Origin of the sequence: Streptomyces sp. NPDC058678 (assembly GCF_042714835.1) — a bacterium.
Taxonomy (GTDB): Bacteria; Actinomycetota; Actinomycetes; order Streptomycetales; family Streptomycetaceae; genus Streptomyces.
Genome location: NZ_JBHXSG010000007.1, coordinates 156,840 through 181,326, shown reverse-complemented (window position 1 = coordinate 181,326; position 24,487 = coordinate 156,840). Strand labels below are relative to the sequence as shown.

Annotated in this window: 22 protein-coding genes and 2 pseudogenes; 12 read left to right on the top strand and 12 right to left on the bottom strand. The window is 70.4% G+C overall.

The features are described from left to right. Window positions 1-106 precede the first annotated feature (106 nt). The 4 genes from ACFWWR_RS09985 to ACFWWR_RS09970 are packed head-to-tail and all read left to right on the top strand — an operon-like array spanning window position 107 to window position 2,955. A complete protein-coding gene (locus tag ACFWWR_RS09985; protein ID WP_383873199.1) occupies window positions 107-616 on the top strand; it encodes a phosphatase PAP2 family protein in 510 nt (169 codons plus the stop codon). Further along, entirely contained in the window at window positions 609-1,589 is a 981-nt protein-coding gene (locus tag ACFWWR_RS09980; protein WP_383873197.1) for a decaprenyl-phosphate phosphoribosyltransferase, read from the top strand. The genes ACFWWR_RS09985 and ACFWWR_RS09980 overlap by 8 nt, the downstream gene beginning before the upstream one ends. Next, a complete protein-coding gene (locus ACFWWR_RS09975; protein WP_384302715.1) occupies window positions 1,586-2,032 on the top strand; it encodes a GtrA family protein in 447 nt (148 codons plus the stop codon). Before ACFWWR_RS09980 ends, ACFWWR_RS09975 begins: the two co-directional genes overlap by 4 nt. A gap of 14 nt (window positions 2,033-2,046) precedes the next feature. Then, window positions 2,047-2,955, top strand: coding sequence for a YihY/virulence factor BrkB family protein (locus ACFWWR_RS09970; protein WP_383873194.1), 909 nt, complete (start codon window positions 2,047-2,049; stop codon window positions 2,953-2,955). On the opposite strand, the gene ACFWWR_RS09965 is transcribed toward ACFWWR_RS09970, so the two are convergent. Next, window positions 2,903-4,207: a D-alanyl-D-alanine carboxypeptidase family protein gene (locus tag ACFWWR_RS09965; protein ID WP_383873191.1), complete on the bottom strand. Its 1,305-nt coding sequence runs from the start codon at window positions 4,205-4,207 to the stop codon at window positions 2,903-2,905. The genes ACFWWR_RS09970 and ACFWWR_RS09965 overlap by 53 nt on opposite strands. A 91-nt stretch (window positions 4,208-4,298) precedes the next feature. On the opposite strand from ACFWWR_RS09965, the gene ACFWWR_RS09960 reads away from it, so the two are divergent. The 3 genes from ACFWWR_RS09960 (at window position 4,299) to ACFWWR_RS09950 (ending at window position 7,557) form a co-directional block, all read left to right on the top strand. Beyond that, window positions 4,299-4,538 carry an SCO4848 family membrane protein gene (locus tag ACFWWR_RS09960; protein WP_383873188.1) on the top strand — a complete coding sequence of 80 codons (240 nt, stop codon included), beginning with the start codon at window positions 4,299-4,301 and terminating at the stop codon, window positions 4,536-4,538. 39 nt (window positions 4,539-4,577) lie between these two features. Beyond that, complete coding sequence (locus ACFWWR_RS09955) at window positions 4,578-5,843, top strand: metallophosphoesterase (RefSeq protein ID WP_383873185.1); 1,266 nt, start codon at window positions 4,578-4,580, stop codon at window positions 5,841-5,843. A gap of 160 nt (window positions 5,844-6,003) precedes the next feature. After that, a complete protein-coding gene (locus tag ACFWWR_RS09950) occupies window positions 6,004-7,557 on the top strand; it encodes an ABC transporter substrate-binding protein (protein ID WP_383873182.1) in 1,554 nt (517 codons plus the stop codon). 45 nt (window positions 7,558-7,602) lie between these two features. Here ACFWWR_RS09950 and ACFWWR_RS09945 read toward each other — a convergent pair whose 3' ends face one another. Both ACFWWR_RS09945 and ACFWWR_RS09940 read right to left on the bottom strand, forming a co-directional pair. After that, the gene (locus tag ACFWWR_RS09945) at window positions 7,603-9,057 is read right to left on the bottom strand and encodes an ATP-binding protein (protein WP_383873179.1); all 1,455 of its coding nucleotides are present in this window, start codon (window positions 9,055-9,057) and stop codon (window positions 7,603-7,605) included. After that, window positions 9,054-9,743 (bottom strand): response regulator transcription factor, encoded by a 690-nt coding sequence (locus tag ACFWWR_RS09940; RefSeq protein WP_383873176.1) that lies wholly within the window; start codon window positions 9,741-9,743, stop codon window positions 9,054-9,056. Before ACFWWR_RS09940 ends, ACFWWR_RS09945 begins: the two co-directional genes overlap by 4 nt. A gap of 165 nt (window positions 9,744-9,908) precedes the next feature. Between ACFWWR_RS09940 and ACFWWR_RS09935 the strand changes: the two genes are divergently transcribed. Next, a complete protein-coding gene (locus ACFWWR_RS09935) occupies window positions 9,909-12,317 on the top strand; it encodes an MMPL family transporter (protein WP_384302763.1) in 2,409 nt (802 codons plus the stop codon). On the opposite strand, the gene ACFWWR_RS09930 is transcribed toward ACFWWR_RS09935, so the two are convergent. From ACFWWR_RS09930 to ACFWWR_RS09910, 5 genes are all read right to left on the bottom strand, one after another. Continuing rightward, window positions 12,310-12,918: a Uma2 family endonuclease gene (locus tag ACFWWR_RS09930; RefSeq protein WP_383873173.1), complete on the bottom strand. Its 609-nt coding sequence runs from the start codon at window positions 12,916-12,918 to the stop codon at window positions 12,310-12,312. The genes ACFWWR_RS09935 and ACFWWR_RS09930 overlap by 8 nt on opposite strands. Window positions 12,919-13,009: 91 nt before the next feature. Next, window positions 13,010-13,756: a TetR/AcrR family transcriptional regulator gene (locus ACFWWR_RS09925; RefSeq protein WP_383873171.1), complete on the bottom strand. Its 747-nt coding sequence runs from the start codon at window positions 13,754-13,756 to the stop codon at window positions 13,010-13,012. Between the two features lie 11 nt (window positions 13,757-13,767). Continuing rightward, complete coding sequence (locus ACFWWR_RS09920; protein WP_383873168.1) at window positions 13,768-14,316, bottom strand: thiol-disulfide oxidoreductase DCC family protein; 549 nt, start codon at window positions 14,314-14,316, stop codon at window positions 13,768-13,770. After that, a complete protein-coding gene (locus tag ACFWWR_RS09915) occupies window positions 14,313-14,708 on the bottom strand; it encodes a hypothetical protein (protein ID WP_383873165.1) in 396 nt (131 codons plus the stop codon). Before ACFWWR_RS09915 ends, ACFWWR_RS09920 begins: the two co-directional genes overlap by 4 nt. A gap of 105 nt (window positions 14,709-14,813) precedes the next feature. Next, complete coding sequence (locus tag ACFWWR_RS09910) at window positions 14,814-15,224, bottom strand: VOC family protein (protein ID WP_383873163.1); 411 nt, start codon at window positions 15,222-15,224, stop codon at window positions 14,814-14,816. Window positions 15,225-15,353: 129 nt separating this feature from the next. Between ACFWWR_RS09910 and ACFWWR_RS09905 the strand changes: the two genes are divergently transcribed. From ACFWWR_RS09905 to ACFWWR_RS09890, 4 genes and pseudogenes are all read left to right on the top strand, one after another. Continuing rightward, on the top strand, window positions 15,354-15,794 hold the full coding sequence (locus ACFWWR_RS09905) for a hypothetical protein (RefSeq protein ID WP_383873160.1): 441 nt from the start codon (window positions 15,354-15,356) through the stop codon (window positions 15,792-15,794). 58 nt (window positions 15,795-15,852) lie between these two features. Then, window positions 15,853-16,248 carry a hypothetical protein gene (locus ACFWWR_RS09900; protein WP_384302713.1) on the top strand — a complete coding sequence of 132 codons (396 nt, stop codon included), beginning with the start codon at window positions 15,853-15,855 and terminating at the stop codon, window positions 16,246-16,248. A 1-nt stretch (window position 16,249) separates the two neighbouring features. Continuing rightward, window positions 16,250-18,712, top strand: coding sequence for a DUF4132 domain-containing protein (locus ACFWWR_RS09895; RefSeq protein ID WP_384302711.1), 2,463 nt, complete (start codon window positions 16,250-16,252; stop codon window positions 18,710-18,712). A 133-nt stretch (window positions 18,713-18,845) separates the two neighbouring features. Then, window positions 18,846-20,253: pseudogene (locus tag ACFWWR_RS09890) on the top strand (hypothetical protein); the annotation flags it as partial. Here the strand turns inward: ACFWWR_RS09890 and ACFWWR_RS09885 are convergent. From ACFWWR_RS09885 to ACFWWR_RS09870, 4 genes and pseudogenes are all read right to left on the bottom strand, one after another. Then, a pseudogene (locus tag ACFWWR_RS09885) lies at window positions 20,230-20,699 on the bottom strand (IS5 family transposase); the annotation flags it as partial. The pseudogenes ACFWWR_RS09890 and ACFWWR_RS09885 overlap by 24 nt on opposite strands. 50 nt (window positions 20,700-20,749) lie before the next feature. Beyond that, window positions 20,750-21,592 (bottom strand): PaaX family transcriptional regulator C-terminal domain-containing protein, encoded by an 843-nt coding sequence (locus ACFWWR_RS09880; RefSeq protein ID WP_383871366.1) that lies wholly within the window; start codon window positions 21,590-21,592, stop codon window positions 20,750-20,752. Between the two features lie 52 nt (window positions 21,593-21,644). Further along, window positions 21,645-23,015, bottom strand: a complete 1,371-nt coding sequence (locus ACFWWR_RS09875) for an alpha/beta hydrolase family protein (RefSeq protein ID WP_384302709.1) — start codon at window positions 23,013-23,015, stop codon at window positions 21,645-21,647. Further along, the gene (locus ACFWWR_RS09870; RefSeq protein WP_383871370.1) at window positions 23,012-24,355 is read right to left on the bottom strand and encodes an MFS transporter; all 1,344 of its coding nucleotides are present in this window, start codon (window positions 24,353-24,355) and stop codon (window positions 23,012-23,014) included. Before ACFWWR_RS09870 ends, ACFWWR_RS09875 begins: the two co-directional genes overlap by 4 nt. Between the last annotated feature and the right edge of the window lie 132 nt (window positions 24,356-24,487).

Sequence of the window (24,487 nt, the reverse complement as noted above, 5' to 3'; positions counted from 1 at the left end):
GCGATCAGTTTGCAAACATTCACCTGATCCCCGAAATGGGTGATTAATGGGATGTCGCCCTATATTGCCGGAAATTGGATGGTGTTGACGTGAACAGTGAGTCCACATGGACGATCACGACGACCTGGACCACCGAATCCTTTCGGCGCTGAGGGCGTACGGCGGCGACCCCCACATCGCGAACACCGCGCGCGCCCTGTCCTGGGCCGGCGAGCACGGCGCGCTGTGGCTCGCGGCGGGCCTCGCGGGAGCCGCCGTGGACGGCCCGCGGCGCGGCGCCTGGCTGCGCGGTACCGCGCTCACGGCGGGCGCCCACCTCGTCAGCATGGGCGTGAAAAGGGTGGTGCGCCGTCCGCGTCCAGCGCATGTCGAGCCCCTGGTACGCACCGCCGGCCGGCACTCCTTCCCGAGTTCGCACGCGACCTCCGCCGCGGCCGCCGCGGTCGCCTTCGGCGCTCTGGGGGCCTACACCGTCCCGCCGCTGGCGGCCGCGATGTGCGTGTCGCGCCTGGTCGTGGGCGTGCACCACCCCTCCGACGTGGCGGCGGGCGCGGTCCTGGGGGCGCTCACAGCGCGCATGGGGGCGCGCTGGATGAGAGGGGGCGAGCATGACTGAGGCCGCGCCGATGACAGGCGGCGCACGCACCCGCGAGACGGTGCTGCTGGAACAGAGCACGCCTCTCCGGAAGCCCCCACCACCGCGCAAGGGCTCCCTTCTGGGAGGGCTCGTCAAGACCGCGCGCCCCAGGCAGTGGGTCAAGAACGTCCTGGTCGTGGCCGCCCCTGCCGCCGCCGGCCAGCTCTTCTCCCGGCACGCCCTCACCCGACTCGCACTCGTCTTCGCCCTCTTCACCGCCTGCGCCGCCGCCGTCTACCTGATCAACGACGCCCGCGACGCCGACGCCGACCGCGCCCACCCCACCAAGCGCCGCCGCCCGGTCGCCGCCGGACAGGTCCCCGTACCCGTCGCCTACGCCGTCGGAGGCGCCCTCGGCGTCCTCGCGCCGGTCGTCGCGGCCTGGCTGGCCTCGCCGGCCGTCGCGGCGCTCCTGACGGCGTACCTGGCCATGCAACTGGCCTACTGCGTCAGCCTCAAGCACGTCCTGGTCGTCGACCTCGTCGTCGTCACGACCGGGTTCCTGATGCGGGCGATGGCCGGCGGGCTCGCGCTCGGCATCCCGCTGTCGCGGTGGTTCCTGATCACGACCGGGTTCGGCGCGCTGTTCATGGTGTCGGCCAAGCGCTACTCCGAAGCCGTCCAGATGGCCGGGAAAGCGGGTGCCACGCGCGCGTTGCTGAGCGAGTACACCCCCGGATACCTGCGCTTCGTGTGGCAGCTCGCGGCCGGCGTGGCCGTCCTCGGGTACTGCCTGTGGGCCCTGGAGGAGGGCGGCGTCCCGCACACCAGCGTCCTGCCCTGGCGGCAGTTGTCCATGGTCGCGTTCGTCCTCGCGATCCTCAGGTACGCCGTCTTCGCCGACCGTGGCACCGCCGGTGAACCCGAGGACGTCGTCCTGCGCGACCGCGCACTCGCCGTCATCGGGCTGGTGTGGGTCGCGATGTACGCCCTGGCGGTGGCCAATTGGTGAGCACACGCGCGCGGGCGAGCCGAACGGAACGGCCGCGCAAGCGCGCGTGGGCCGGCCGCCGGGAAATCCTGGGCTTCGCCACGGTCGGCCTCCTCGCCTACGCCGTCGACCTCGCCCTCTTCACCTGTCTGCGCGGCCCGGCCGGGCTCGACCCGCTCACCGCCAAGGTGCTCTCCTTCGTCGCGGGCTGCTCGGTGGCGTACCTGGGCAATGCGCTCGGCACCTACCGGAACACCGGGCCGAAGGGGCCGCGCCCGTACGCCGTCTTCTTCGCGGTGAACGTCGCCGGCGCCCTCGTACAGCTCCTGTGCCTCGCGGTCAGCCACTACGGCCTCGGCCTCACCTCGCAGCGCGCCGACACCGTCTCCGGCGCGGGAATCGGGATGGCCCTTGCCACCGTCCTGCGGTTTTGGGGCACCAGGACATTGGTCTTCCGCAACTAGGGCAGAGTCGGTTCATGGACTGGCTGAAAAGACTCCCCGGCGTCGGGCCGCTGGTCGCCCGCCTGACGGCCACGCACGCGTGGCGGTCGTACGACAGGCTGGACCGGGTGAAGTGGACTCGGCTGGCCGCCGCGATGACGTTCACCAGTTTTGTGGCGCTCTTCCCGCTCCTCACCGTGGCCGCCTCGATCGCCGCGGCCACGCTCAGCAAGGAGCGTCAGGGCACGCTGGAGGACAAGATCGCCGAGCAGGTGCCCGGCATCTCCGACCAGCTGAACATCGACGGCCTGGTGCAGAACGCCGGCACCGTCGGCCTCATCGCGGGCGCCGTCCTGCTGTTCACCGGAATCGGCTGGGCGGGCTCGATGCGTGAGTGTCTGCGGGCGGTGTGGGAGCTGCCCGACGAGGAGGAGAACCCGGTCCTGCGCAAGGCCAAGGACCTGGGCATCCTGGTCGGCCTCGGCGGCGCCGTGCTGGCCACCCTCGCCACGTCCACCGTGGCCTCCGCCATGGTCGGCTGGATCACCGACCAACTGGGCATCGACAGGGAGGGCTGGGGCAGCGTCCTGCTGCAGATCGCCGCGTTCCTCGTCGCCGTACTCGCCGACTTCCTGCTCCTCCTCTACGTCCTGACCCTGCTTCCGGGAGTCGAGCCCCCGCGCCGCCGCCTGATCGTGGCCGCGCTGACCGGCGCGGTCGGCTTCGAGCTGCTGAAACTGCTGCTCAGCGGCTATATGCAGGGTGTGGCCACGAAGAGCATGTACGGCGCGTTCGGCGTCCCCGTCGCCCTGCTGTTGTGGATCAACTTCACGGCGAAGCTGGTGCTGTTCTGCGCCGCGTGGACGGCGACGCAGAGCAAGGAGGACGAACCTACGGGCGGGGCCGGCGACGTACCAGATCCGGCAGCGGCCAGCGGCGGTTGACCAGGAACCCGGCGCCCGCGAGCAGCACCAGCAGCCCGCCGGTGATCGCGAGCGCGATACCCATGCCCCCGGAGCCGCCCTCGGTGGTGGCGGACGCCACCGGCTTCGACGAGGCGTCGGCCTCCGTGCCCCCGGCGTTCGCGCCCCCCGCCTCCCCGGAGGCGGTCGCCCCCGGCTGGGCGCTCGCCTGCGCGGCGCTCCTCGGCGGCACCAGCTCACCGACCGGCTGCACCTTGCCGGCCGCCTTGAAGCCCCAGTCGAAGAGCTTGGCGGTCTCCTTGTAGACCTCGTTGTGCTCGTCTTTGCCGGGGTTCATGACGGTGACGAGCAGCACCTTGCCGCCCTGCTCGGCGACGCCGGTGAAGGTGGCGCCGGCGTTGGTGGTGTTGCCGTTCTTGACGCCCGCGATGCCCGGATAGACGGAGACGTCGGAGTCGCCGGTCAGCAGCCGGTTGGTGTTCTGGATCTCGAAGGACCCGCGGCTGGTCCTGCCCTTCTTGTTCTTCGTCGTCTTGCCCGGGAACTTCGCGCTGACCGTCGAGCTGTACTCGCGGAAGTCCTTCTTCTGCAGCCCCGAGCGGGCGATCAGGGTCAGGTCGTACGCGGAGGAGACCTGGCCGGGCTGGTCGTAGCCGTCGGGGCTGACCACGTACGTGTCGAGGGCCTGGAGCTCCTCGGCGTGCGCGTTCATCTCCGCGACGGTGTTCTTGATGCCGCCGTTCAACTGCGACAGCACGTGCACGGCGTCGTTGCCGGAGCGCAGGAAGACGCCGAGCCACAGGTCGTGGACCGTGTACGTCTCGCCCTCCTTTATCCCGACCAGGCTGGAGCCGGAACCGATGCCGGCCAGGTCGGAGGGGACGACCTTGTGCTTCTCGGTCTTCGCGAACTTCGGCAGCACCGTGTCGGCGAACAGCATCTTCAGGGTGCTCGCCGGGGGCAGCCGCCAGTGCGCGTTGTTGGCGGCCAGCACGTCACCGGACTCGGCGTCGGCGACGATCCACGAACGCGCACTCAGGTCCTTGGGCAGCACCGGGACCCCGCTCGCGAGATTGACCTGCGCCCCCGCCTGGCCGAGGCGTTCGCCGCCGACGGTCGACATGTTCGCCGGGGGAGTGGCCGACGGGCTCGCGGACGGGCTCGGCGACGGACTCGGGGCCGCCAGGGAGACGGGCGCGGTCAACGCGAACGACGACAGGACGGCGGAGGTGACCAGCAGGGATCGCCTGGCGGTCTTCTTCGGTGCGGGCACGGTCAGGAACGTACATGGCACAGCGCGTGAAGTCCCGTCCGGCTCCCCACCCCGGCGGAGGAACCGGACACCCGGCGGCGATACTGGGCGTATGAAGCTCAGCCGCCCCGTCTCCTGGTTCCTGCTCGCCTTCGGGGTGTGGAGCTGGGTCATCTGGGTCACTTTCGTCAAAAACCTGATCAAGGACAGCAGTGGGCTCGCGTTCGACGACGGTCACCCGACGGCGTATTTCTGGGTGCACCTGGTGCTCGCCGTCGTCTCCTTCGTATTGGGGACGGTCGTCGGGGGCATCGGGTTGCGTTCCGTGCGCGCATTGCGCCGCACGTCATAACCGACAGGCCTGACAGCCCACAACGGGGGACACGAGACCGTGGTCATACTCTTCGTACTGCTCGCCCTGGCCGTCCTGGTGACGGCCAACTGGTACCTCTACAGACGCCTGTTCCGCGACACGACCCGGGCCCCCGGCCCGGTGCGCCGCGCCGGTGCGGTGCTGATCGCGGGCGGCTGGGTGCTCACCGTCACGGCCGTCGTGGCCGAGCGCGCGGGTGCGCCGTTCTGGCTCCAGCGCGTCCTGGCCTGGCCGGGCTTCCTGTGGATGGCCCTGTCGATCTACCTGCTGCTGGCCGTGGTCGCGGGTGAGGCCGTACGACCGCTGCTGCGACGGTTCCTGGAGCGGCGGGCGGGCGCCGAGACGGCCGTACGCCGGCCGGAGCCGGTCCCGGCGGGTGGGGCGCCCCTGCCGGAGCCGGAGCCGGAACAGGACCCCGAGCCCGAGCCGGCCCCTGAGCCCGCGGCCACCCCGGCGTCCCTCCCCTCCCGCCGTCTGTTCGTCTCCCGGGTCGTCGGGGGCGCCGCCGCGGCGGCGGCCCTCGGGACCGTCGGCTACGGCACGTACGGCGTCCTGAACGGCCCCACCGTCAAGCGGGTCACCGTCCCGCTGGCCAAGCTCCCGCGCGCGGCGCACGGTTACCGGATCGCCGTGGTCAGCGACATCCACCTGGGCCCGGTGCTCGGCCGCGGCTTCGCCCAGAAGGTCGTCGACACGATCAACGGCACCCAGCCCGACCTGATCGCGGTCGTGGGCGACCTGGTCGACGGCAGCGTGAAGGACCTGGGGCCGGCGGCGGCCCCGCTGTCCCAACTGCGGGCGCGCCACGGAAGCTTCTTCGTCACCGGCAACCACGAGTACTTCTCCGGCGCCGAACAGTGGATCGAGGAGGTACGACGGCTCGGCCTGCGCCCGCTGGAGAACGCCCGCACCGAACTGGCCCACTTCGACCTCGCCGGCGTCAACGACGTGACCGGCGAGAGCGAGGGCCAGGGCCCCGACTTCGCCAAGGCGCTCGGCGACCGCGACAAGGCACGCGCGTGCGTGCTGCTCGCCCACCAGCCGGTGCAGATCCACGACGCCGTCGAGCACGGCGTCGACCTCCAGCTCTCCGGCCACACCCACGGCGGCCAGCTCTGGCCGGGCAACTTCATCGCCTCGGCCGCGAACCCGACCCTCGCCGGTCTGGAGCGCTACGGCGACACGCAGTTGTACGTCAGCCGGGGCGCGGGCGCGTGGGGCCCGCCGACCCGGGTCGGGGCCGAGTCGGACATCACGGTGATCGAACTGGCGTCGAAGCTGTGAGGGCACTGTGAAACGTGGCCGAAACCGCTTGCGGTAATGTCTTTTCCAACTCCCCAAATCTCTCTTCCCCCAGGTGAAACACCTGTGGTTAATTGATCCGCGCCGCTAGGGCAGTGGCTCGTGCGGGGTGGTCCACCAGGGGCCTGGGGAGGGCAAACCGATGCGATCGGTTCGCATGCGGATCATCGCGACGCTGCTGGTGCTGGCGGCCGTGTGCGTGGGCGGCTGGCAGTTGCTGCCGGCGCAGGAGGACGCGAAGACCATCACGGTCGGCACCACGGACGCCGTCACGTCGCTCGACCCGGCCGGCGCCTACGACGCCGGATCCTGGGCGTTGTTCAGCAACGTCTTCCAGTCACTGCTGACCTTCGAGCCGGGCGGCGCCAACCCCGTCCCGGACGCGGCCCGGAGCTGTGCCTTCGTCGGCAAGGGTCTGCGCACCTACCGCTGCGAACTGCGCAAGGACCTCACCTTCCCGAGCGGCCGCAAGATGACCGCAGAGGACGTGAAGTACTCCTTCGACCGGGTCAAGAAGATCAACTCCGAGGTCGGCCCCGCCTCCCTGCTGAGCACCCTCCGCTCGGTCGGCGCGAACGACCTCACCGTCACCTTCCAGCTGTCCTCGGCCGACGCCACCTTCCCGTTCAAGGTGGCCACCGGAGCCGGCGCGATCGTCGACCGCACCAGGTACCCGGCGGGCAGCCTGCGCACCGACGCCGGCGCCGACGGCACCGGACCGTACGACCTGACGACGTATACGAAGGACAAGAAGGCCGTCCTCGCGCCCAACGAGCGCTACGAGGGCGCCCTCAAGGACACCGGACGCCCCGTCGAACTGCGCTACTACGCCGACGCCGACAAGCTCGACGCCGCCTGGAAGGCGAAGCAGATCGACGTCGCGACCCGGCAGCTGCCGCCCGCGGTCCTCGCCGGCCTGAACGCCAGCGACCCGAACCAGCGCGTGTCCGTGGCCGACAGCTCCGAGACCCGCAACCTGTACCTCAACACCCGCTCCGGATCGCCGCTGCACGATCCGCGGGTCCGCCAGGCCATGGCCTGGCTGATCGACCGCGACCGGCTGGCCGCCACGGTGTACGACGGGACCGTCGACCCGCTCTACTCGCTGATCCCGACCGGCATCACCGGCCACACGACGTCCTTCTTCGACCTCTACCCCAAGCTGAACAAGGACAAGGCCAAGCAGCTCCTCGCCGAGGCCGGCGTGACCCTGCCGGTCCACTTCACCTACGGCTACGCCAAGGGCCGCGGTGCCGCCGCCGAGGAGGCCGCGGAACTCAAGCGGGAGCTGGAGGCGGACGGCCTGTTCAAGGTGACACTCAAGGGCTACGAGTGGACCGGATTCCAGAAGCAGTGGGCGTCCGGGAAGCTGGACGCGTACGCCGTCGGCTGGGTGGCCGACTACCCCGACCCGGACACCTTCGGCTCCCCGCTCGTCGGCACCGCCGGCACGATGAACACCGGCTACAGCAGCAAGGCCGTCGACCGGCTGATCCGAACCAGCCAGCAGTACGCCGACCGCACCGAGGCCACCGAGGACTTCCGCGAGCTGCAGCAGACCGTCGCCCACGACGTTCCGGTCATCCCGCTGTGGCAGGCCAAGGAGTACGTCGTCAGCAACGAGGACGTCGGCGGCGGCCAGTACCTCTCGGACGGCACCGGAGTGTTCCGCCTCTGGCGCCTCACCTGGATCTGACGCGATCTCGCGGACAGCGCTGCGCAGGAAGCGGAACGGTGTGGGTCACGACCGAAGGGCCGCTCCCGCCGGCAGCGTGACCGTCACCGCCAGCCCCTCGCCCGGCGCCGTCCGCACCGTCACCTCCCCGTCGTGGGCCCGCACCACCCCCTGCACGATCGCCATGCCGAGCCCGCTGCCCGCGCCCCCGCCGGCCCGGAAGAAACGGTCGAAGACACGCGCCGCGTCCTCCTGGCAGAGCCCCATTCCCTTGTCCGCGACACACAGCCGTACGACGCCGTCCGCGCGCTCCACAGCGAGCCGCACCGGCACGTCCGCGGGCGTGTGCGTGCGCACGTTGGCCACCAGATTGCCGAGCACCTGGCGCATCCCGGACTCGTCGGCATGGACCAGCAGGGAGCCCTCGGCGTCGACCGTGAGGGGCCGCCCCGGCTGCTGCACCCGCAGATCCTCGGCGGCGTCCCGGACCAGGCGGCTGATGTCGACGTTGCGGAAGCGGAGTTCGGGCTGCTGGTCGAGGCGGGCGAGGGTGAGCAGTTCGTCGACGAGCCGGCCCATGCGGTCGACCTCGCCGTTCATCCGGTCCCAGGCGCGCTTGCGCTCGCTCGGGTCGGTGAGCATGCCCTTGTCGTACAGCTGGAGGTAGCCGCGTATCGCGGACAGCGGGGTGCGCAGCTCGTGCGAGGCGTCGCCGACGAAGCGGCGCAGCTGGGCCGCGCTGCGCTCGCGCGTGCGGTACGCCGACTCCACCTGATGGAGCATGGAGTTGAGGGCGACCCGGAGCTGTTCGACCTCCAGGGTGGCCTCGCTGCTGGAGGGGACGCGCCGGGCCAGGTCGCCCTCGGCGATCGCCGACGAGGTCTCCACCATGTCCTCCAGCGGCCGCATCCGGCGTCGCACACTGAACATCGTCAGACAGGCCAGCAGCGCGAGCAGGAGGGTGCCGATGGCGAGGTCGAGCTTGACGGCCTTGGCGACGCCGCGGTGGACGGCGTCGGTCGAGGTGGCGAGCAGGATGAAGGTGCCGTCGGCGAGCCGGGTGGCCGTCGCACGGTAGGCGGAGCCGTCCACGGTGACGTCGTGCGGCTCGGGGTCCTCGGTCAGGGGGCGCGGGTCGCCGACCTCGTCGGCCAGACCGCGCTGGGCGTCGGTCGGCGTGAAGCCGAGGATGCCGACGGCCTCGCCCCGGCTGTCGACCGCGGCGAAGATCGAGTCCGGAGTGGGCTGCTCGGCGCTCTGCTGCGGGTCGAGCCGGTCGCGCACGAAGCCCAGCGCGCTGAGCGAGTCGATCGCGCGCAGGGTGAGGTGCGATCTGCCCAGTGAGTCACGGGTCTTGGTCAGCTCCGTGTCGACCTGGTCGAGCAGGTAGTACCGCATGCCCATCACGCTCACGGCGGTCGCCGCGACGATGCCGAGGGCGAGCAGCGCCACGTTCGCCAGCGTCAGTTTGCCGCGCAGGGAGTGGATGCCGCGCTTGTGCGGAAGGACCCGGATCCTCATGCCAGCCCGTATCCGACACCCCGCCGGGTGGTGATCACCGGCGCCCCCAGGGCTTCGAGTTTGCGCCGCAGATAGCTGATGTAGGTCTCGACGACGGTCGACTCGGACGGGGTGTGCTCGTACTGCCAGACATGACGCAGGAGTTGTTCCTTGGGCACGATTCGGCCGCCGTTGCGCACCAGGAAGCGCAGCAGGGCGTACTCGGTGGGGGTGAGCTCGACGGAGCGCCCCGCGCGGTGCACCGAGTACGTCGTCTCGTCCAGCTCCAGGTCGCCGTAGCGCAGTGGCGGGCGGTGCGGCAGGACGTCGGCCGGGCGGGTGCGCCGCAGCACCGCGGTGATCCGTGCGACGACCTCGTCGATGTTGAACGGCTTTGTGATGTAGTCGTCGCCGAAGCCGAGCGCGCCGACGACCTCGGCGGGCGAGTCGCGCGCTGTGAGGAAGACGATCGCCAGGTCGGATCGCTGGTCGCGCAGTTTGCGACCCAAAGCCCGCCCGTCCCCGTCCGGCAGCATGACGTCGAGCAGCGCGACGTCGGGCCTGGTGCGCTCCGCGAGCGTGAGCGCCTCGCGGACAGTGCCCGCCGTCATCACCTCGAACCGGTGGTAGCGCAGCGCGATGGCGAGGACGTCCGCGATGCTCTCCTCGTCCTCCACGACCAGCACGGTGCCTGGAACCGTCGTCATGCTCCCCAGTATCGGCGCGGGCACTGACAGCGGGGCCGGTTCCCGCTTTGGAGTTCCTTGAGAGTCACGGGATTTGCATGTCCACGCGCGCGTGCCGCAGCCAATTCTGTTGCCCAGGACCTGGGGGACCGACCGGAATACGAGGGGGTTTTTGGCGTGGCGACATTGGCACGCTGGTGCTACCGGCACCGGCTGGTGGTCCTGTTGCTGTGGGTGGGGGCGCTGTTCGGCCTGGGCGCGGCGAGTTCGAGCGCGGGCACGAACTACGCGGAGGTCTTCTCCCTGCCCAACACGGACTCCAAGCACGCGTACGACCTGATGGAGAAGGCCTTCCCGGAGCGCGCGGGCGACACCGACACGGTGGTGTGGAAGGTCGACGAGGGCTCCGTAAGGGACGGCTCCGTACGGTCCCGAATAGAACCCGCCCTGAAGGAGATCGGCGCGATGAAGGGGGTCGGCGAGGTCACCGACCCGTACGGGGCGCAGGGCGCCGCGCAGATCAGTAAGGACGGCCGGATCGCGTACGCCCAGGTCACCTTCGCCGAGCAGGCGAACGCCGTACCCAAGGACCTGGTCCAGGACGTCGTCGACACCGCGCGGGAGGCGGGCGGCGACGGCCTGCAGGTCGAGCTCGGCGGCCAGGCCATCACGCGGGTGCAGGAGCCGCCCACCGGCACCGCCGAGATCGTCGGCATCCTCGCCGCGGCCGTCGTGCTGTTCCTGGCCTTCGGCTCGGTGTTCGCGATGCTGCTGCCGATCCTGATCGCGCTGTTCGGCGTGGGCACCGGCCTCTTCTCCACGCAGCTGATCAGCCACGTCACCAACGTGCCCGAACTGGCCTCGCTGCTCTCCACGCTGATCGGTCTGGGCGTCGGCATCGACTACGCCCTGTTCATCGTCACCCGGCACCGCAAGGGCATCCTGCGCGGCCTGGACCCGGAGGAGGCGGCGGTCACCGCCCTCAACACCTCCGGCCGGGCCGTGCTGTTCGCGGGCGGCACGGTGTGCATCGCACTCGCCGGGATGCTGGTGACGAACCTGCGTTTCCTGGACGGCGTGGTCATCGGTACCTCGCTGACCGTCGTCCTGAGCGTGCTCGCGGCCGTCACCCTGCTGCCCGCGCTGCTCGGTCTGCTGGGCCACCGGGTGCTCAGCCGCCGCCAGAGGCGCCGGCTCGCCGCACAGGGCCCCGAGGTGGAGCGTGCGAGCGGCCTCGCGGCCCGCTGGTCGGCGACCGTCGAGCGCCGCCCGCGCTCGGTCGCCGCGCTGGCCGTCGTCGTGATGGCCGTCCTCGCCCTGCCGCTGCTGTCGCTGCGTCTGGGCACGGTCGACCAGGGCAACGACGACGCGTCGACGACGACCAGGAAGGCGTACGACCTGCTCGCCGAGGGCTTCGGTCCCGGCTTCAACGGCCCGCTCCAGGTGGTGGTGAACGGCGACTCGGGGGACGGTCTGGTCGCGACGATCAGGGAGACGGAGGGCGTCGCCCAGGCCTTCTCCGCGCCTCCCGCGAACGGCGTCACGGTCATCCAGGTCGTCCCCACGACCTCACCGCAGGCCGAGGAGACCGACCGCCTCATCGACACCCTGCGCGACCGGGTGATCCCGGAGGCGGGCGTCCAGGCCCACGTCGGCGGCGTGACAGCGGTCTCGAAGGACTTCGCGTCGGTGACGGCCGACCGCCTGCCGTACTTCATCGCGACGATCATCGGTCTCGGCTTCGTCCTGCTGCTGATCGCCTTCCGCTCCGTCGTGGTCCCCCTGACGGCCGCGCTGATGAACCTGATCGCGGCGGCGGCCTCCTTCGGTGTCCTGGTCGCGATCTTCCAGTGGGGCTGGAGCCTGGACCTGCTGGGCCTCGGCCAGGAGGGCCCGATCGCGGCCTTCCTGCCGATCATCATGCTGTCCCTGCTCTTCGGCCTTTCCATGGACTACCAGGTGTTCCTGGTCAGCCGGATGCACGAGGAGTGGGTGCACACCAAGGACAACGCGCGAGCGGTCCGGGTGGGCCTGGCGGAGACGAGCCGGGTCATCAACTCCGCGGCCCTGATCATGGTGTGCGTCTTCATGGCGTTCGTGCTGAGCGGCGACTACGGGGCGGCGATGGCGGGCGTGGGCTTGGCCGCCGCGGTCGCCCTCGACGCGTTCATCCTGCGTACGGCCCTGGTGCCGGCCGCGATGCACCTGCTCGGCGACTCCAACTGGTGGCTGCCGGTGTGGCTGGAGAAGCGGCTGCCGCATCTGGCGGTGGAACCGAAGGAGGAAGCGGCCGCTTCGGAAGCATCTGCCGCCGAGGGTCCCGCCTCGGCCATCCACGGCTTCGTCCGCACGGCGGACGGCGAGCCGGTCCTGGAGGCGGCGGTGACGCTGCTGTCGGCGGGCGGACGTCAGCTGGACCGGGTGGTGTCCCTCGCGGACGGCTCGTACATCGTGTCGGTGCCGGGTCCGGGGACGTATCTGCTGGCGACGACGGCTCCGTCGTACGGGTCGCGGGCGCGGCACGTGGTGGTCGGGGACGGGCCGCTGGTGTGTGACGTGGAGCTGGCCGAGGGCGAGGTGGACGCGGTCAACTAGCCTTCGGCTGCCCGGCCTTGAGGATCTCGTCCACGTCGAGGGTGACCTTGGCGCCGAGGGAGTCGGGCAGGGTGACGAGCTCGCCGGGAGCGTGGACGCGGTGGTTGGCGTACGTGTCCCCGGCGGGTTCGGTCAAGACGTGGAGGCGCTGATGCTGGCGGTCGACGATGACGTGGACGGGGATCTTCGCCTGGGCGTATGCGGTGACCTTGCCGCGGAGGTCGTTCTGGTAGTTGCTGGACGTGACTTCCAGGACGAGGCGGAAGGCGATCGGGTCGTAACAGTTGTTCTCGACGAGATGGTCCTCGAAATCGGCGTCCACAACAACGAGGTCGGGGATGGCGAAGTCTTCGGCGCCGGCAGGGAGCCAGAGCCCAAGTCCCTCGAGGATTTCGGTTTCACCGCCATCCAGCCCCGCTGCAGCGAAGGGGCGCCTCAACCTGGAGAGCGCGCGAGCATGAGCACCGTCGGGGGGCGGGGACACGATGATCAGGCCTCCGATGATCTCGACGCGGTACCCCGGAAGGCGGTCCATGAGCCGGTTCGCCTCCGCGATCAGCGGACGGTCGCCATGGGGCCGCTCGACGGATGCTGCGAACATCACGTGCCTCCTGTGGGCTGGTGTCGAGAGCATCATCGTAGGCAGGCCGACTCCCCGATGTCCCGTTCGAGCCCATTCATCCGATGGTGGATCACTCCGTCCGCCCCCTCGCCCCCGCCCCCGGATCCGGCATCATCTTCGTCATCCCCGGCAGGAAGTCCGTGAACAGCTCGTGCACCTCCCGCACCAGCGGCCGCAGCACCCGGAACCGGGCCAGTGACACACCCCGTGCGGTGAGCCGCGCCCCCCGCTCGGCGAGCCGGTAACTCCGCTCGCGGCCCTCCGTCCGGTCGAAGATCCAATACAGCACGAGCCCCATCTGGGAGAGCCACATCAACTCGGGCAGGACGTCCCGCAGTTCCTCCGGCACCTTGGTCTTCGTCCCGGCGAGCACCTGGCGGTGGACGCTGATGGCCTCCACGCGCGCGTGCTCCGACTCGGGGGAGAAGGGGCTGAGCGGGCTGTCCGGGTCGGCGGCGTTCTTGAAGAACTGCACGGCGAACTCGTGGTACGGCGTCGCGATGTCCAGCCAGACCCTCAGGACGCCCGCGAGCCGCGCCTCCAGGTCGGTCTCCCGGGCCAGGACCTCCCGGACCGCCACCTGGTGCTCGGCGGCGATCCGGTCGTAGAAGCCCTGGATCAGGTGCTCCTTGCCCTCGAAGTAGTAGTACGCGTTGCCCACGGAGACCCCGGCCTCCTTGGCGATGGCCCGCATGGTCGTCTTGTCGTAGCCGCGCTCCTGGAACAGCCGCATCGCCGTCTCCAGGATGAGCGCGCGGGTCTGCTCGGACTTGCTCGGGTTACCGCCCTCGTCGGGGCCGTCGTTGTTCGCAGGCACGGAACGAGAGCCTAACGAGTGGCGCAGGTACCGCTGTCGCAGGCCGGTGGGCCGTACGTCCATCCCTGGGCGGGGTCGTACACCCACCCGTCCGCGCGGCGGTACACCGTCCCGCCCCACCGGCCGCCGTCGGCAGGGCCCCACTGGCCTTCGTTCCCCCGCCGGCCGCTCCACTGCGCCCCGCGCCACCTGGCCGCGGCGAGCACCGCGCCCTTGGCGAGCCGCGCGCCGGACGCCGTGCTCAGGCGGTGGGCGAGCGGCCGGTGCGCGCGCAGGGCCCACAGGGTGACGATCCAGGCGGCGGTGTCGCGGTAGACCTGCCCCGCGTCACCCACGACGGTGATCTCGTCGAGGGTGGCCCGGTGGTCGAGCCCGGGAAACCGCCGCCTGGCCTCGTCCGACCCGGCGGGCACCAGGTCCAGCGGCACCAGCTGCGGCTGCCGTACGAGCCAGTCGCGCAGGAAGGCGCACAGGGCGCACTCGGCGTCGTACAGGACGGTGAGCCGGCGGACCGGGACGCGCTCGGCGCCCCGGCTCTCGGTGGACGTCACGGTGCTCACGCCCGGACCCAGTCCTGCGGTGCGACCGGCGGCACCTGCTCCCGCTCCATGACGCTCCGCCGCCGGATCCGGCTGAGCACGTACACGTTGCCCAGGTGCATGACGCCGAGCACCAGCAGCACCACACCCAGCTTGGTCGACAGGGCCTCGAAGATGCCGCGGGTGTCCTCGATGGTCTCGTCACCGCTCAGGTAGAGCGCGACGAAGCCCAGGTTGACCAGGTAGAAGCCGACCACCAGGAGGTGGTTGACCGCGTCGGCGAGGCTGTCGTTGCCGCGCAGCACGTCGGCCAGGAAGACGCGGCCGTTGCGGCTGAGTGTGCGGGCCACCCACATGGTCAGTCCGATGCTGACCAGCAGGTAGATGACGTAGGCGATGACTGTGCGGTCCATGCCCCACCCCTTCTTGAACGCGTTCAAAACGCTGACGGGACAGACTGTAGTCCCGTATTTGAACGTGTTCAACTCATCTCCGGGGCGAGGGGCATGGGATCTGCGTCACGCCCGCCGCGCGAGCTCCGGCCGCTTGCCGTAGTCCGTGAACCCGATGACGTTCCCCCATGGATCGGCGACCTCGACGGTCCAGCCGGTGGCCACGGAGAAGGGCGGATCGAGCAGGGGGATGCCCGCGGCGGTCAGTTCGGTCGCGGCGCGGCGGGCGTCCGGCACCTCCAGCCACACGCGGGCGGGGGGCCAGGGAGGCGGTCGGTGCCCGAACCCCTCCTCCTCTCTGAGGAGGATCCCGGGCGTCTCGCCTCCGACCCTGAGCGACGCGATCCCGCCCTCGTCGAACCGGAACCCCACCGTGAACCCGGCGCGCTCGTAGAACCCGACGGCTTCGGCGAGGTTCCCGACCGGCAGGAGCAGGTTGTCGAAACCGAGTAGTTCGTACGACTCGTCATCTGACATGCCATCAGATTAGGTGCGAGGGCGCCACTTGCCGGGCGGGCTGTCCGCGGGGTCACTCATTGGGCCGAGGCGCGGCCCCTTGCGCCGCTACGCTGAAACCTCGGCAGAGCTGCGGCGCAGGGGGCGTGGATGGTTCCGGGGGTGAAGGTCTTCTTCGCGGAGGTGCGTGACACCTGTGCCGAGGTCGCCGGGCGGCTGGGTCTTGAGGGACCGGGCGAACAGGAGTCGGGCCTGCCCCTCGCCGTCGCGACCTACACCGGCTCCGACGTGCGGTACGAGGTCGTCCTCGGCCTGTGGGACGGCTACGTCGAGATCCACGCGTGCCGCGAGACCGAGGCCACCCTCTGCAAGGTGAGCATCGAGAAGCTGGCCCTCGCCGCGGGCGCCGTGGAGAGGCCCGGCGGCGTCTCGTTCAGCGCCCGCAGCCTCAAGCGGATGAAGAAGTCCCTGGCCGGCCAGCTGCGTTACGTCGAACTCGTGCATCCTCTCGTGAGCGGCGACGCGGCGGCCGCGGTGGAGCTGATGCGCAGGGCCGACGCACGGGAGTGGAGCAGGCCGGCCGCGAGGTGAGGGCGGCTCGGTGCCGTGGCAGGGCCCGTTGTCAGTGGTGGCTCGTACTGTCGACGGCATGGGAATCGTGACGTTCGTCGACGAGACGACAAGCGGGAGCCGCAGTGACGGCTGGGGGCTGGAGATCGCCGAGGAGCGGCTCACCGTGCGGGAGCTGATCCGGCGTCGGGTGTTCCAGGAGGTTTTCGAGTACCACGCGCGTACGCCCGGTGCGGTGTTCCAGGGTCTGGTACAGCCCCGGGACGCCGAGCGGGTGCTGAACGGGTACGCGCTGCGGACGCCGAGGCGGATAGACCCGGAGACACAGACGGAGCTCGCGCTCGCGGCCTTCGCGGGCAACGGCTTCCTCGTGCTGGTCGGCGACCGCCAGGTCACGGACCCGGACGAGGAGATCGAGCTGGGGCTCGGTACCGAAGTCACGTTCCTGAAGCTCGTACCGCTGGTCGGGGGATGACATGGCGTACATCCAGACGTACAAGGACCTGATCGCCCAGCGGGTCGCCGACGGTGACCTGGCAGCGCTCGCCGTCGACATGCTCAAGGCCGCGGCCGTCAACAACGGCAACTGGTCCGGCCTCTGGACCGAGGTGCTGGACCGGCTGCGCGAGCTCCCCGCGGACACACGGAAGCTGCTCGCCGACGCTCTCGTGGACCAGTACCACTCCGAACAGGCCGGGCCGGCCGCCCGGGGCAACGCCCTGACCCTGCTGGGAATCCTGTCCCGAGGCCTGACCGGCGACTTCCTCTCCACCGAACGGCTGAAGAAGCTCGACGAACTCTCACGCCAGCATTCCGTCTGGTGGGGCTCGCGCTACGAGGCCCTCGCCGAGGCCGAGCTGGCGACGGGCCGTCCGCTCGCACCCGCCGTGGTGGCCGTGTTCCGCCGCTCGGCCATGGACCCGTACGGCTCGAAGCCCTTCGCGGAGCTTGCGGCCAGCCTCACCGCCCCCGTCCTCAACGTCGGCGAGGAGTGGGCCGAACAGGCCCTGCGGGACGCGACCGGCCCCGACTGGCAGGCCCTGCTCACCCACGCCACAACCGCCACCGCCGCCAAACCCAACCCCAAGTGGGACGCGCGGGCGAGCGACCTCATCGAAGCCCTCGGCCCCGACCACGTCCGCGAGACGGTGCTGCCCTGGCTCGCCCTCGTCGGCCGCCCCCGCACCTTCCCGCTGGATCGCGGAACGTACGAGCCGGACGTCAACAGCGCCTACGACCCCTACAACGCCAACGCCCTGCGCGGCCTCACCTGGCTCCTCTCCCTCCTGCCGCCGCACCCCGACACCGCGCGCGCCCTCGGCGCCCTCGTCGAGACCTCGCTGAAGAAGGTCGCCGGACTCGGCCCGCGCAACCCCAAGGTCGCCAACGCCGGCGCCGTCGCACTCGCCCGCATAGACAGCGAAGCCGCCCTGGCCGAACTCGCCCGCCTGGCCACCCGGGTGACGTACAAGAACACGGCCAAGCTCCTCGACTCGGCCCTGGAAGCGCGTGCCGTCGCGCTGGGTCTCGCCCGCGAGGAGATCGAGGAACTGGCCGTGCCGACGTACGGACTCACCGAGGTCGGCGGCGCGGAGTACCGGCTGGGAGAGGCGACCGCCCGGCTCGAAGCGCACGGTTCCAAGACCCAGTTGACCTGGTTCAACGCCACCGGCAAGCCGGTCAAGAGCGTGCCGGCCGCCGTCCGGCGCGACCACGCCGACGAGCTCAAGGAGCTCAAGGCGGCCGTCAAGGACGTCGACAAGATGCTCTCGGCCCAGACCGAGCGCCTGGACCGCCAGTTCCTGGCCCGCCGCGTCTGGCCGTACGCCACCTGGCGTGAGCGCTACCTCGACCACCCGCTGGTCGGCACCCTGGCCCGCCGCCTGCTCTGGACGGTCGACGGCACGACGGTCGGATACGCCGAGGGCGAGCTGCGCACCCTCACCGACGACCCCGTCCGCGAGGGCCACGAGGTCCGGCTCTGGCATCCCGTCGGCCACGAAAGCGCCGGGATCGTCGCCTGGCGCGACTGGCTGGAGCGCCACGAGATCACCCAGCCGTTCAAGCAGGCCCACCGCGAGGTCTACCTCCTCACGGACGCCGAGCGCTCGACAGGCACGTATTCGAACCGCTTCGCGGCCCACTTCCTCCGCCAGCACCAGTTCCACTCCCTGGCGGCGATCCGCGGCTGGCGCAACAAGCTCCGCCTGTGCGTCGACGACGAGGCACCGCCGGCCACCCGTGACCTCCCGCAATGGGGCCTGCGCGCCGAGTACTGGATCGAGGGCGACGGCCAGGAGTACGGCGTCGACACCACCGAATCCGGCAGCTACCTCCGCCTGCGCACCGACCAGGTCCGCTTCTACCCGATCGACGCACCGCAGAACTCCGCGCACTGCTACGGCGGCGAGTACCACATGTGGCTCCGCGACGGGGCGGCCCCGGCAGACCCGCTGCCCCTCGAATCCGTCCCACCCCTGGTCCTCTCCGAAGTCCTGCGTGACGTCGACCTGTTCGTCGGGGTGGCCAGCGTCGGCAACGACCCGACCTGGCAGGACGGCGGCCCCGGCGGCCGCTTCCGCGAGTACTGGACGTCGTACGGCTTCGGCGAACTCAACCAGAGCGCCGAGACCCGCCGCCTCCTCCTGGACCGCCTGATACCGCGCCTCGCCATAGCCGACCGCTGCACCCTGGAGGGCCGCTTCCTGCACGTGAAGGGCGAACGCCACACGTACAAGATCCACCTCGGCTCGGGCAACATCCTGATGACCCCGGACGACCGGTACCTGTGCATCGTCCCGAAGTCCAACGCGAGTGCGCCGCAGCCCGGTTACCTGCCGTACGAGGGGGACCGGACGCTGGCGGTGATCCTCAGCAAGGCGATGATGCTGGCCGACGACACGAAGATCACGGATCCCACGATCCTCAGCCAGCTGTGATGCTGATCCGTGGGCAGCGCGGTCGAGGGCCGTCGGACCGGTCGCCCGACTGCCCCCGACCGGCATCCACGTTGGCCAAGCCTGCCGGATCAGCCGCGCCATCGGGGAGCTGTTCGGCTCACCCGATGGCGGTTCCTTCTGGACGCAACTGCGCCTGGACACGGTGACGACCAAGGCGGCCCGCGCCGGGCAGACCGGTCTCGGCCCAGTCGACAAGTACACGCTGCGCCAGTCCTTCCCGGAGGACTGGTACGACAGCGCGCCCGGTCTGTGGCTCAACTCGATCACCCGTACCGGCTACGCCCCGGGTGACACCACCGGCACCCTCCAGTCCAAGGACGGCATCAGTTTCGCGCCGTACACCGTCGGCTCCGGATCCCCCCAACTGTTGCGTGATCGGGGCCTCCTGCACCGCCAGTTGCCCAACCTCGTCCTGACCGGCAAGAGCGACCAGCGCCCCGGCTTCACCCGCCCCCGCATCGGCATCGTGTCCACCGAGTACGGCGGTGACATCGAGGTCGAGTACACCGGTGGTTGCTCCGCCGACCCGTCCGAGGACAAGGGCAAGAGCAACGGCACCTGCTACCCGGTGCGCTGGTCGCCGGACGGCGACGAGAAGACGCCCGCGAAGTCGTGGTTCAACAAGTACGTCGTCGCTTCCGTCTCGGAGATCGACAAGGTCACATCGCACGGCGAGCCGGTCGTCAACCAGTACGCCTACTCGGGCCCGGCCTGGGCCAAGAGCGACGACGAGTTCAGCCGCCCCGCGCTGCGCACCTACAGCGACTGGCGCGGTTACCGAGAGGTCAAGGTCACCAAGGGCAGCAAGTCCACGTCCGAGGTGGGTGTCCCGCAGACCCAGTCGCAGTCCGCGACGCGGTATTTCCAGGGCGTCGGTGGTGAGGTCAAGGACTCCACCGGTACCTACACGCTGCTGTCGGACGACGCCCCGCAGTACTCCGGGATGACCGCCGAGTCCATCACCTACGTCGACTCCGACGGCGCGATCCTCGAGCGCACCGTGAACTATCCCTGGTCAAAGCAGACCGCCTCCCGCGCCCGGGAGAACGAGGACGCGACGACCGCGGATCCGTTGCTCGCCCACCGACGGCCTCCCGATCCAGGTGGAGACGGCGGTCGTCCAGCCGAGCGGCACCTCCGAGGTGCTCTCCGACCAGACCTGCACCAGGACGTCGTACCTGCACAACACCACGGCATGGCTGATCGGGCTGCCCAAGGAGCAGCGCACCACGGGCACTTCTTGCGCCGGTTACGACACGGCCGATCCGGCGACCAGGCTCAAGTCGTCGGGGCAGTACACCTACGACAACCTGGCCTACGGCGGGACCCCGACCAAGGGCCAGGTCACCTCGGTGGCCGACATCAACGGGGCGGGCACGGCACACTCCGTCGTCACCGGGACGACGTACGACGAACTCGGTCGCGTACGCACCATCACCAAGCCCGGCGCGGGCGTCACCGAGACGGTGTACACGCCCCGGGACGGCGGCCCGGTCACGGCTGTCGTGCAGGTTCGCGCCGGAGATTCCGATCGAGAGGGGTAAACCGGTCCGCTCGGTGATCAAGTGGATCTTCGAGCCCTTCTTGCCCCGGTCCACAGGATTCGGACCTGTCAGGTCCCCCCTTTCAGGGCCCGCATGTTCACCGAATCGATCGCGCACCGGCTCCAGTCCAGGTCGCCGCGCCTGCCCAGCTCGTCCAGGACCAGACGGTGGAGCTTGGCCCATACTCGGGCCTTCGTCCACTCGGTGAACCGCCGGTGGGCTGTCGGCCCCGAAGGTCCAAACGAAGGGGGCAACTGCCGCCACGTGCAGCCCGACGTAGCCACGAAGATGATCGCCGCTGCGACTTCACGATCTCCGTACCGGCGCCGACCGCCGCCCTGCGGCCGCGATGGAACAGGCGGGACCACTCGCTGGAACAGCTCCCACAACTCATCTGGCACCAGACGTTCAACGATCCCCACGAGGCCAGACTATCGAACAGCCCAAATGAGATGACGTCTACGGAGTCGATCTAGCTGCGGAGATGTGTCGTCTCCAGAGTCGCTCGGGCTGCCTTCAGCGCCGGGTGGGTCTGTTGCGCGACGCGGTGGAAGGTTTCCTGGGCGGGGCGGGCCGGCCAGGCCGGGGGAAGGTGGCGGGCCGGGAGTCTCGGGTCCGTGCGGATGGTCCGGAGCCAGTCGCTCACCAGGCGGAGGCGGGTGCCGATCGGGTCGTGGTCGGTGCCGTTTCCCAGGTGGGCGCTCCAGCGCTTGTCGAAGGTGACATAGCGGGCGGCGATGGACTCCAGGTCCCACGTGTCGCGGATCATCTGCTCGATGTCGGTCACCTCGGCGGCCTGGGCGTGGAAGATCTTGACGTGGGCCGTGAGACCGAGGTCGGTGACCACCGCGGAGACGTCCACGTGACCGGGGGCGATCCACAGGCCGCTGTACAGCGCGCCGAATCCGGACCAGGTGAGCCGTGAGCGCAGGACGTGGCGCTGGCGTTTCCAGGAGTCGGGCAGGGAGAAGCCGAGCAGGGTCCAGGAGCCGTCCCAGTCGTCGTTGACGGCGCCCTGCTTCCAGATGCGGGTGCGGCCGTCGATCAGGACGCGGCTGGCCTGCGGGGTCAGGCCGAAGAACATCTTGCGGCCCTCGCGCTGACGCTGGAGCAGGCCTCGGTTGACCATGCGGGTGAGGGTGGAGCGTACGGCCTGTTCGCCCACGCCCACGCGGCCCAGGACGTCGATGATGCTGCCCGAGTAGACGCCCAGGTCCCCCTCCTCCAGAACGTGGTTGCCGAAGAAGGTGAGCATGAGCGACTGCGGGCGCGGCTGCGGCCCCTCCGCGGTGTCCAGGATGTCGTCGTCCTCCACGGGGGCAAGGGTACGACCGCCCGCCGACCGTGCGGCAGGCGGTCGTACGAGGTCACCGGCGGTCGGCGGGGTGGGCAAGGTCGTAGGGGCGGAGGTAGGGGGTGGGACGGTACGTGATGTAACGGGTGGGGGTGGTGGGGTCGGCCGCGGTGGCGCGGGCGTTGAGCGACGCCGGGTCGGTGCCCTGCCAGCTGCCGGTGGTCAGGCGGTCCTCCAGGGTGTGGAGGGCGGCCAGTTGTTCGGCAGGGCTGAAGGTGCAGTGGCCGGCGTTGTCGACGTAGGCCTGGCGGAGGAGGAGGGCGGAGCCGGCGGCCGTCACCGCTCGGCGCAGGGCGCTTTCCGTCTGGACGGGGACCAGGGGGTCGCCGATGGTGTGGATGGAGAGCTGGGGCTTGGCCAGCTTGCCGGTGAAGCTGCTGGTGGTGCTCATCCAGGCGACGGCGGCCGGGTCCGCGGTGACGCGCGGGGCCCGGTTGAGGGCGGCGAGGTCCTTGGTCAGGGAGAGGCCCGCCTTCTTGTACAGCGCGGTGACCTCCTTGCGGACGGAGGACTTCCCGAGCAGCCGTGCGTAGTCGATGCCGGTGTTCCAGGACATGTTGCCGCCCGCGCGGGTCTCGGCCTCCTGACGCCGGTTGAAGGCGGCGATCTTCAGCAGGCCCTTGACGGCGTCGTACTGGTTGGCCTGCTGGGCGTCCCAGTCGTTCGCGGCGGGGCGGGTCTGGGTGGGCGCGTTCCAGACCGGGATGTTGTGCAGGGCCGCGGCGAGGGCGATACGGGCCCGGCCCTCGGCCGTCGACTGGGCGGAGTCGACCGTGGCGGTCAGGGTGTTCGCCGCGGCGGTGGCGGCCTCCTGGCTAGGGAGGTCCACCAGGGGAACGTCGGAGCCCAGGAGCGTCTTGAGGGCGAACACCGGGTCGAGGGTGTTGTTCCAGTTGGCGACGCCGCCGTGGACCAGGCCGCACATGGAGAGCGAGCCGTCGATCTCGTCCGGGTGGCGTTCGGCTATCGCCGTGGTGACCAGGCCGCCGTACGACCGTCCCCAGGCGAGGGTGCGGGAGGCCTGGCCGAAGCGGGTGGTGAAGGCCTTCAGGGCGGCCATCTGGTCGGGGACGGCGTCGGTGACCGCCCAGCCGGTGGTGGCGTAGGAGGAGCCGACGAGGGCGTAGCCGCCCTGGAGAAGGAGCGCCTTGGTGGTGTCGTCGGGGGCGTCCTGGGCGGGGTTGGCGGGGCCGGCGTTGTAGCCGTGGCTGAAGAGCAGGACGGTGCCGTTCCAGGTGGCGGGGACGTCCATCATGTACGTGGCGCCGGAGGAGAGCCGGCCGTCCACGTGGGTGGGGCCCGCGTCGGCCGCCGTGGCCGCGGGTGCGGTGGTGAGGGTGAGCAGCAGGGCTGCCGTACAGGCGATGCGGGTGCCGTGCCTCATGCGGTGATCTCCTCCGTGTGAGGGGTGGTGGGGAGTTCGGGGGTGGGTTCCTCGGCGAGTGAGGTACGGCTCGTCTCGCGGACGAACCACACCGTCAGCGCGGTGATCAGCGAGCCGCCGCACAGCAGGAGGGCGACGGGGGTGCCGTTGCCGCTGCTCGCGACCAGGCTGCCGGCGATCAACGGGGAGAAGCCGGCGCCCACGAGGGTCGCGCCCTGGTAGCCGAGGGAGGCGCCGGTGTAGCGGACCCGGGTGCCGAACATCTCGCTGAACAGGGCGCCCAGCGGGCCGTACATCAGCGACTGGGAGATGCCGTGGCCGATGACGACGGCCAGGATCAGGGCTCCCGACGACCTGGAGTCGACCAGCGCGAGGACGGGGAAGGCGGTGGCCGCGGACAGGATCGCGCCGGTGAGGACGACCGGGCGGCGGCCGATCCGGTCGGAGAGCGCGGACGCGCAGGGCAGGACCACCAGGGCGACCGCGGCCGAGACGGTGAGCGCGGTGAGCACCTGCGGGCGGGGATAGCCGATGCCGGTGGCGTACGCGATCAGATAACTGGTCAGCAGGGACTGGGCGGTGAAGGCGCCGATGCCGACGCAGCAGGCCAGCAGCACGGGCTTCGGGCGGCGCAGGACGTCGAGGATGGGGAGCCTCGACTCGGCGCGGTCCTTCTTCACCTCGGCGAACAGCGGACTCTCGACCACCTTGAGGCGGACGAACAGGCCGACGCCGAGCAGCAGCACGCTCAGCAGGAACGGCACGCGCCAGCCCCAGGCCGCGAACTGGTCCTTGGGGAGGGTGGAGACCAGGGCGACCACGGAGGCGGAGATCAGGGAGCCGAGCGGGGCTCCCATCTGTGTGAAGCTCGACCACAGGCCGCGGCGGCGCTCGCCCGCGTGCTCCACGACCATCAGGGTCGCGCCGCCCCACTCACCGCCGATGGCGATGCCCTGCACCACGCGCAGGGTGATCAGCAGGACCGGGGCCCAGACACCGGCGGTGTCGTACGTGGGCAGCACGCCGATGAGGAAGCTGGCACCGCCCATCAGGCCCATCGTGAGCAGCAGCATGTTCTTGCGGCCGAGGCGGTCGCCGAAGTGGCCGAAGACGATGCCGCCGATCGGGCGGGCCACGTAGCCGGCGGCGAAGGTGCCGAACGCGGCGATCGTGCCCACGGCGGGGTCGGCGCCGGGGAAGAACAGTTCGCCGAACACGAGTGCGGCGACGGTGCCGTAGACGAGGAAGTCGTAGAACTCGACGGCGGTGCCGAGCATGCCGGAGAGGGCGACTCGGCGGAGTTGGAGGGTGCGTTCTGACGCGGTGGGGGCCGGGGGCATCGCGCTCTCCCTTGAGCGGGGGAAGGACACCGTGAAATTAGGCTGTCCGGTGACTACCGTCAAGAAAGTGCACAACATTAGCGCGAACATGCGGGGAGAATGTGACGCGCGTCACTGGAACTCGCTGATCCC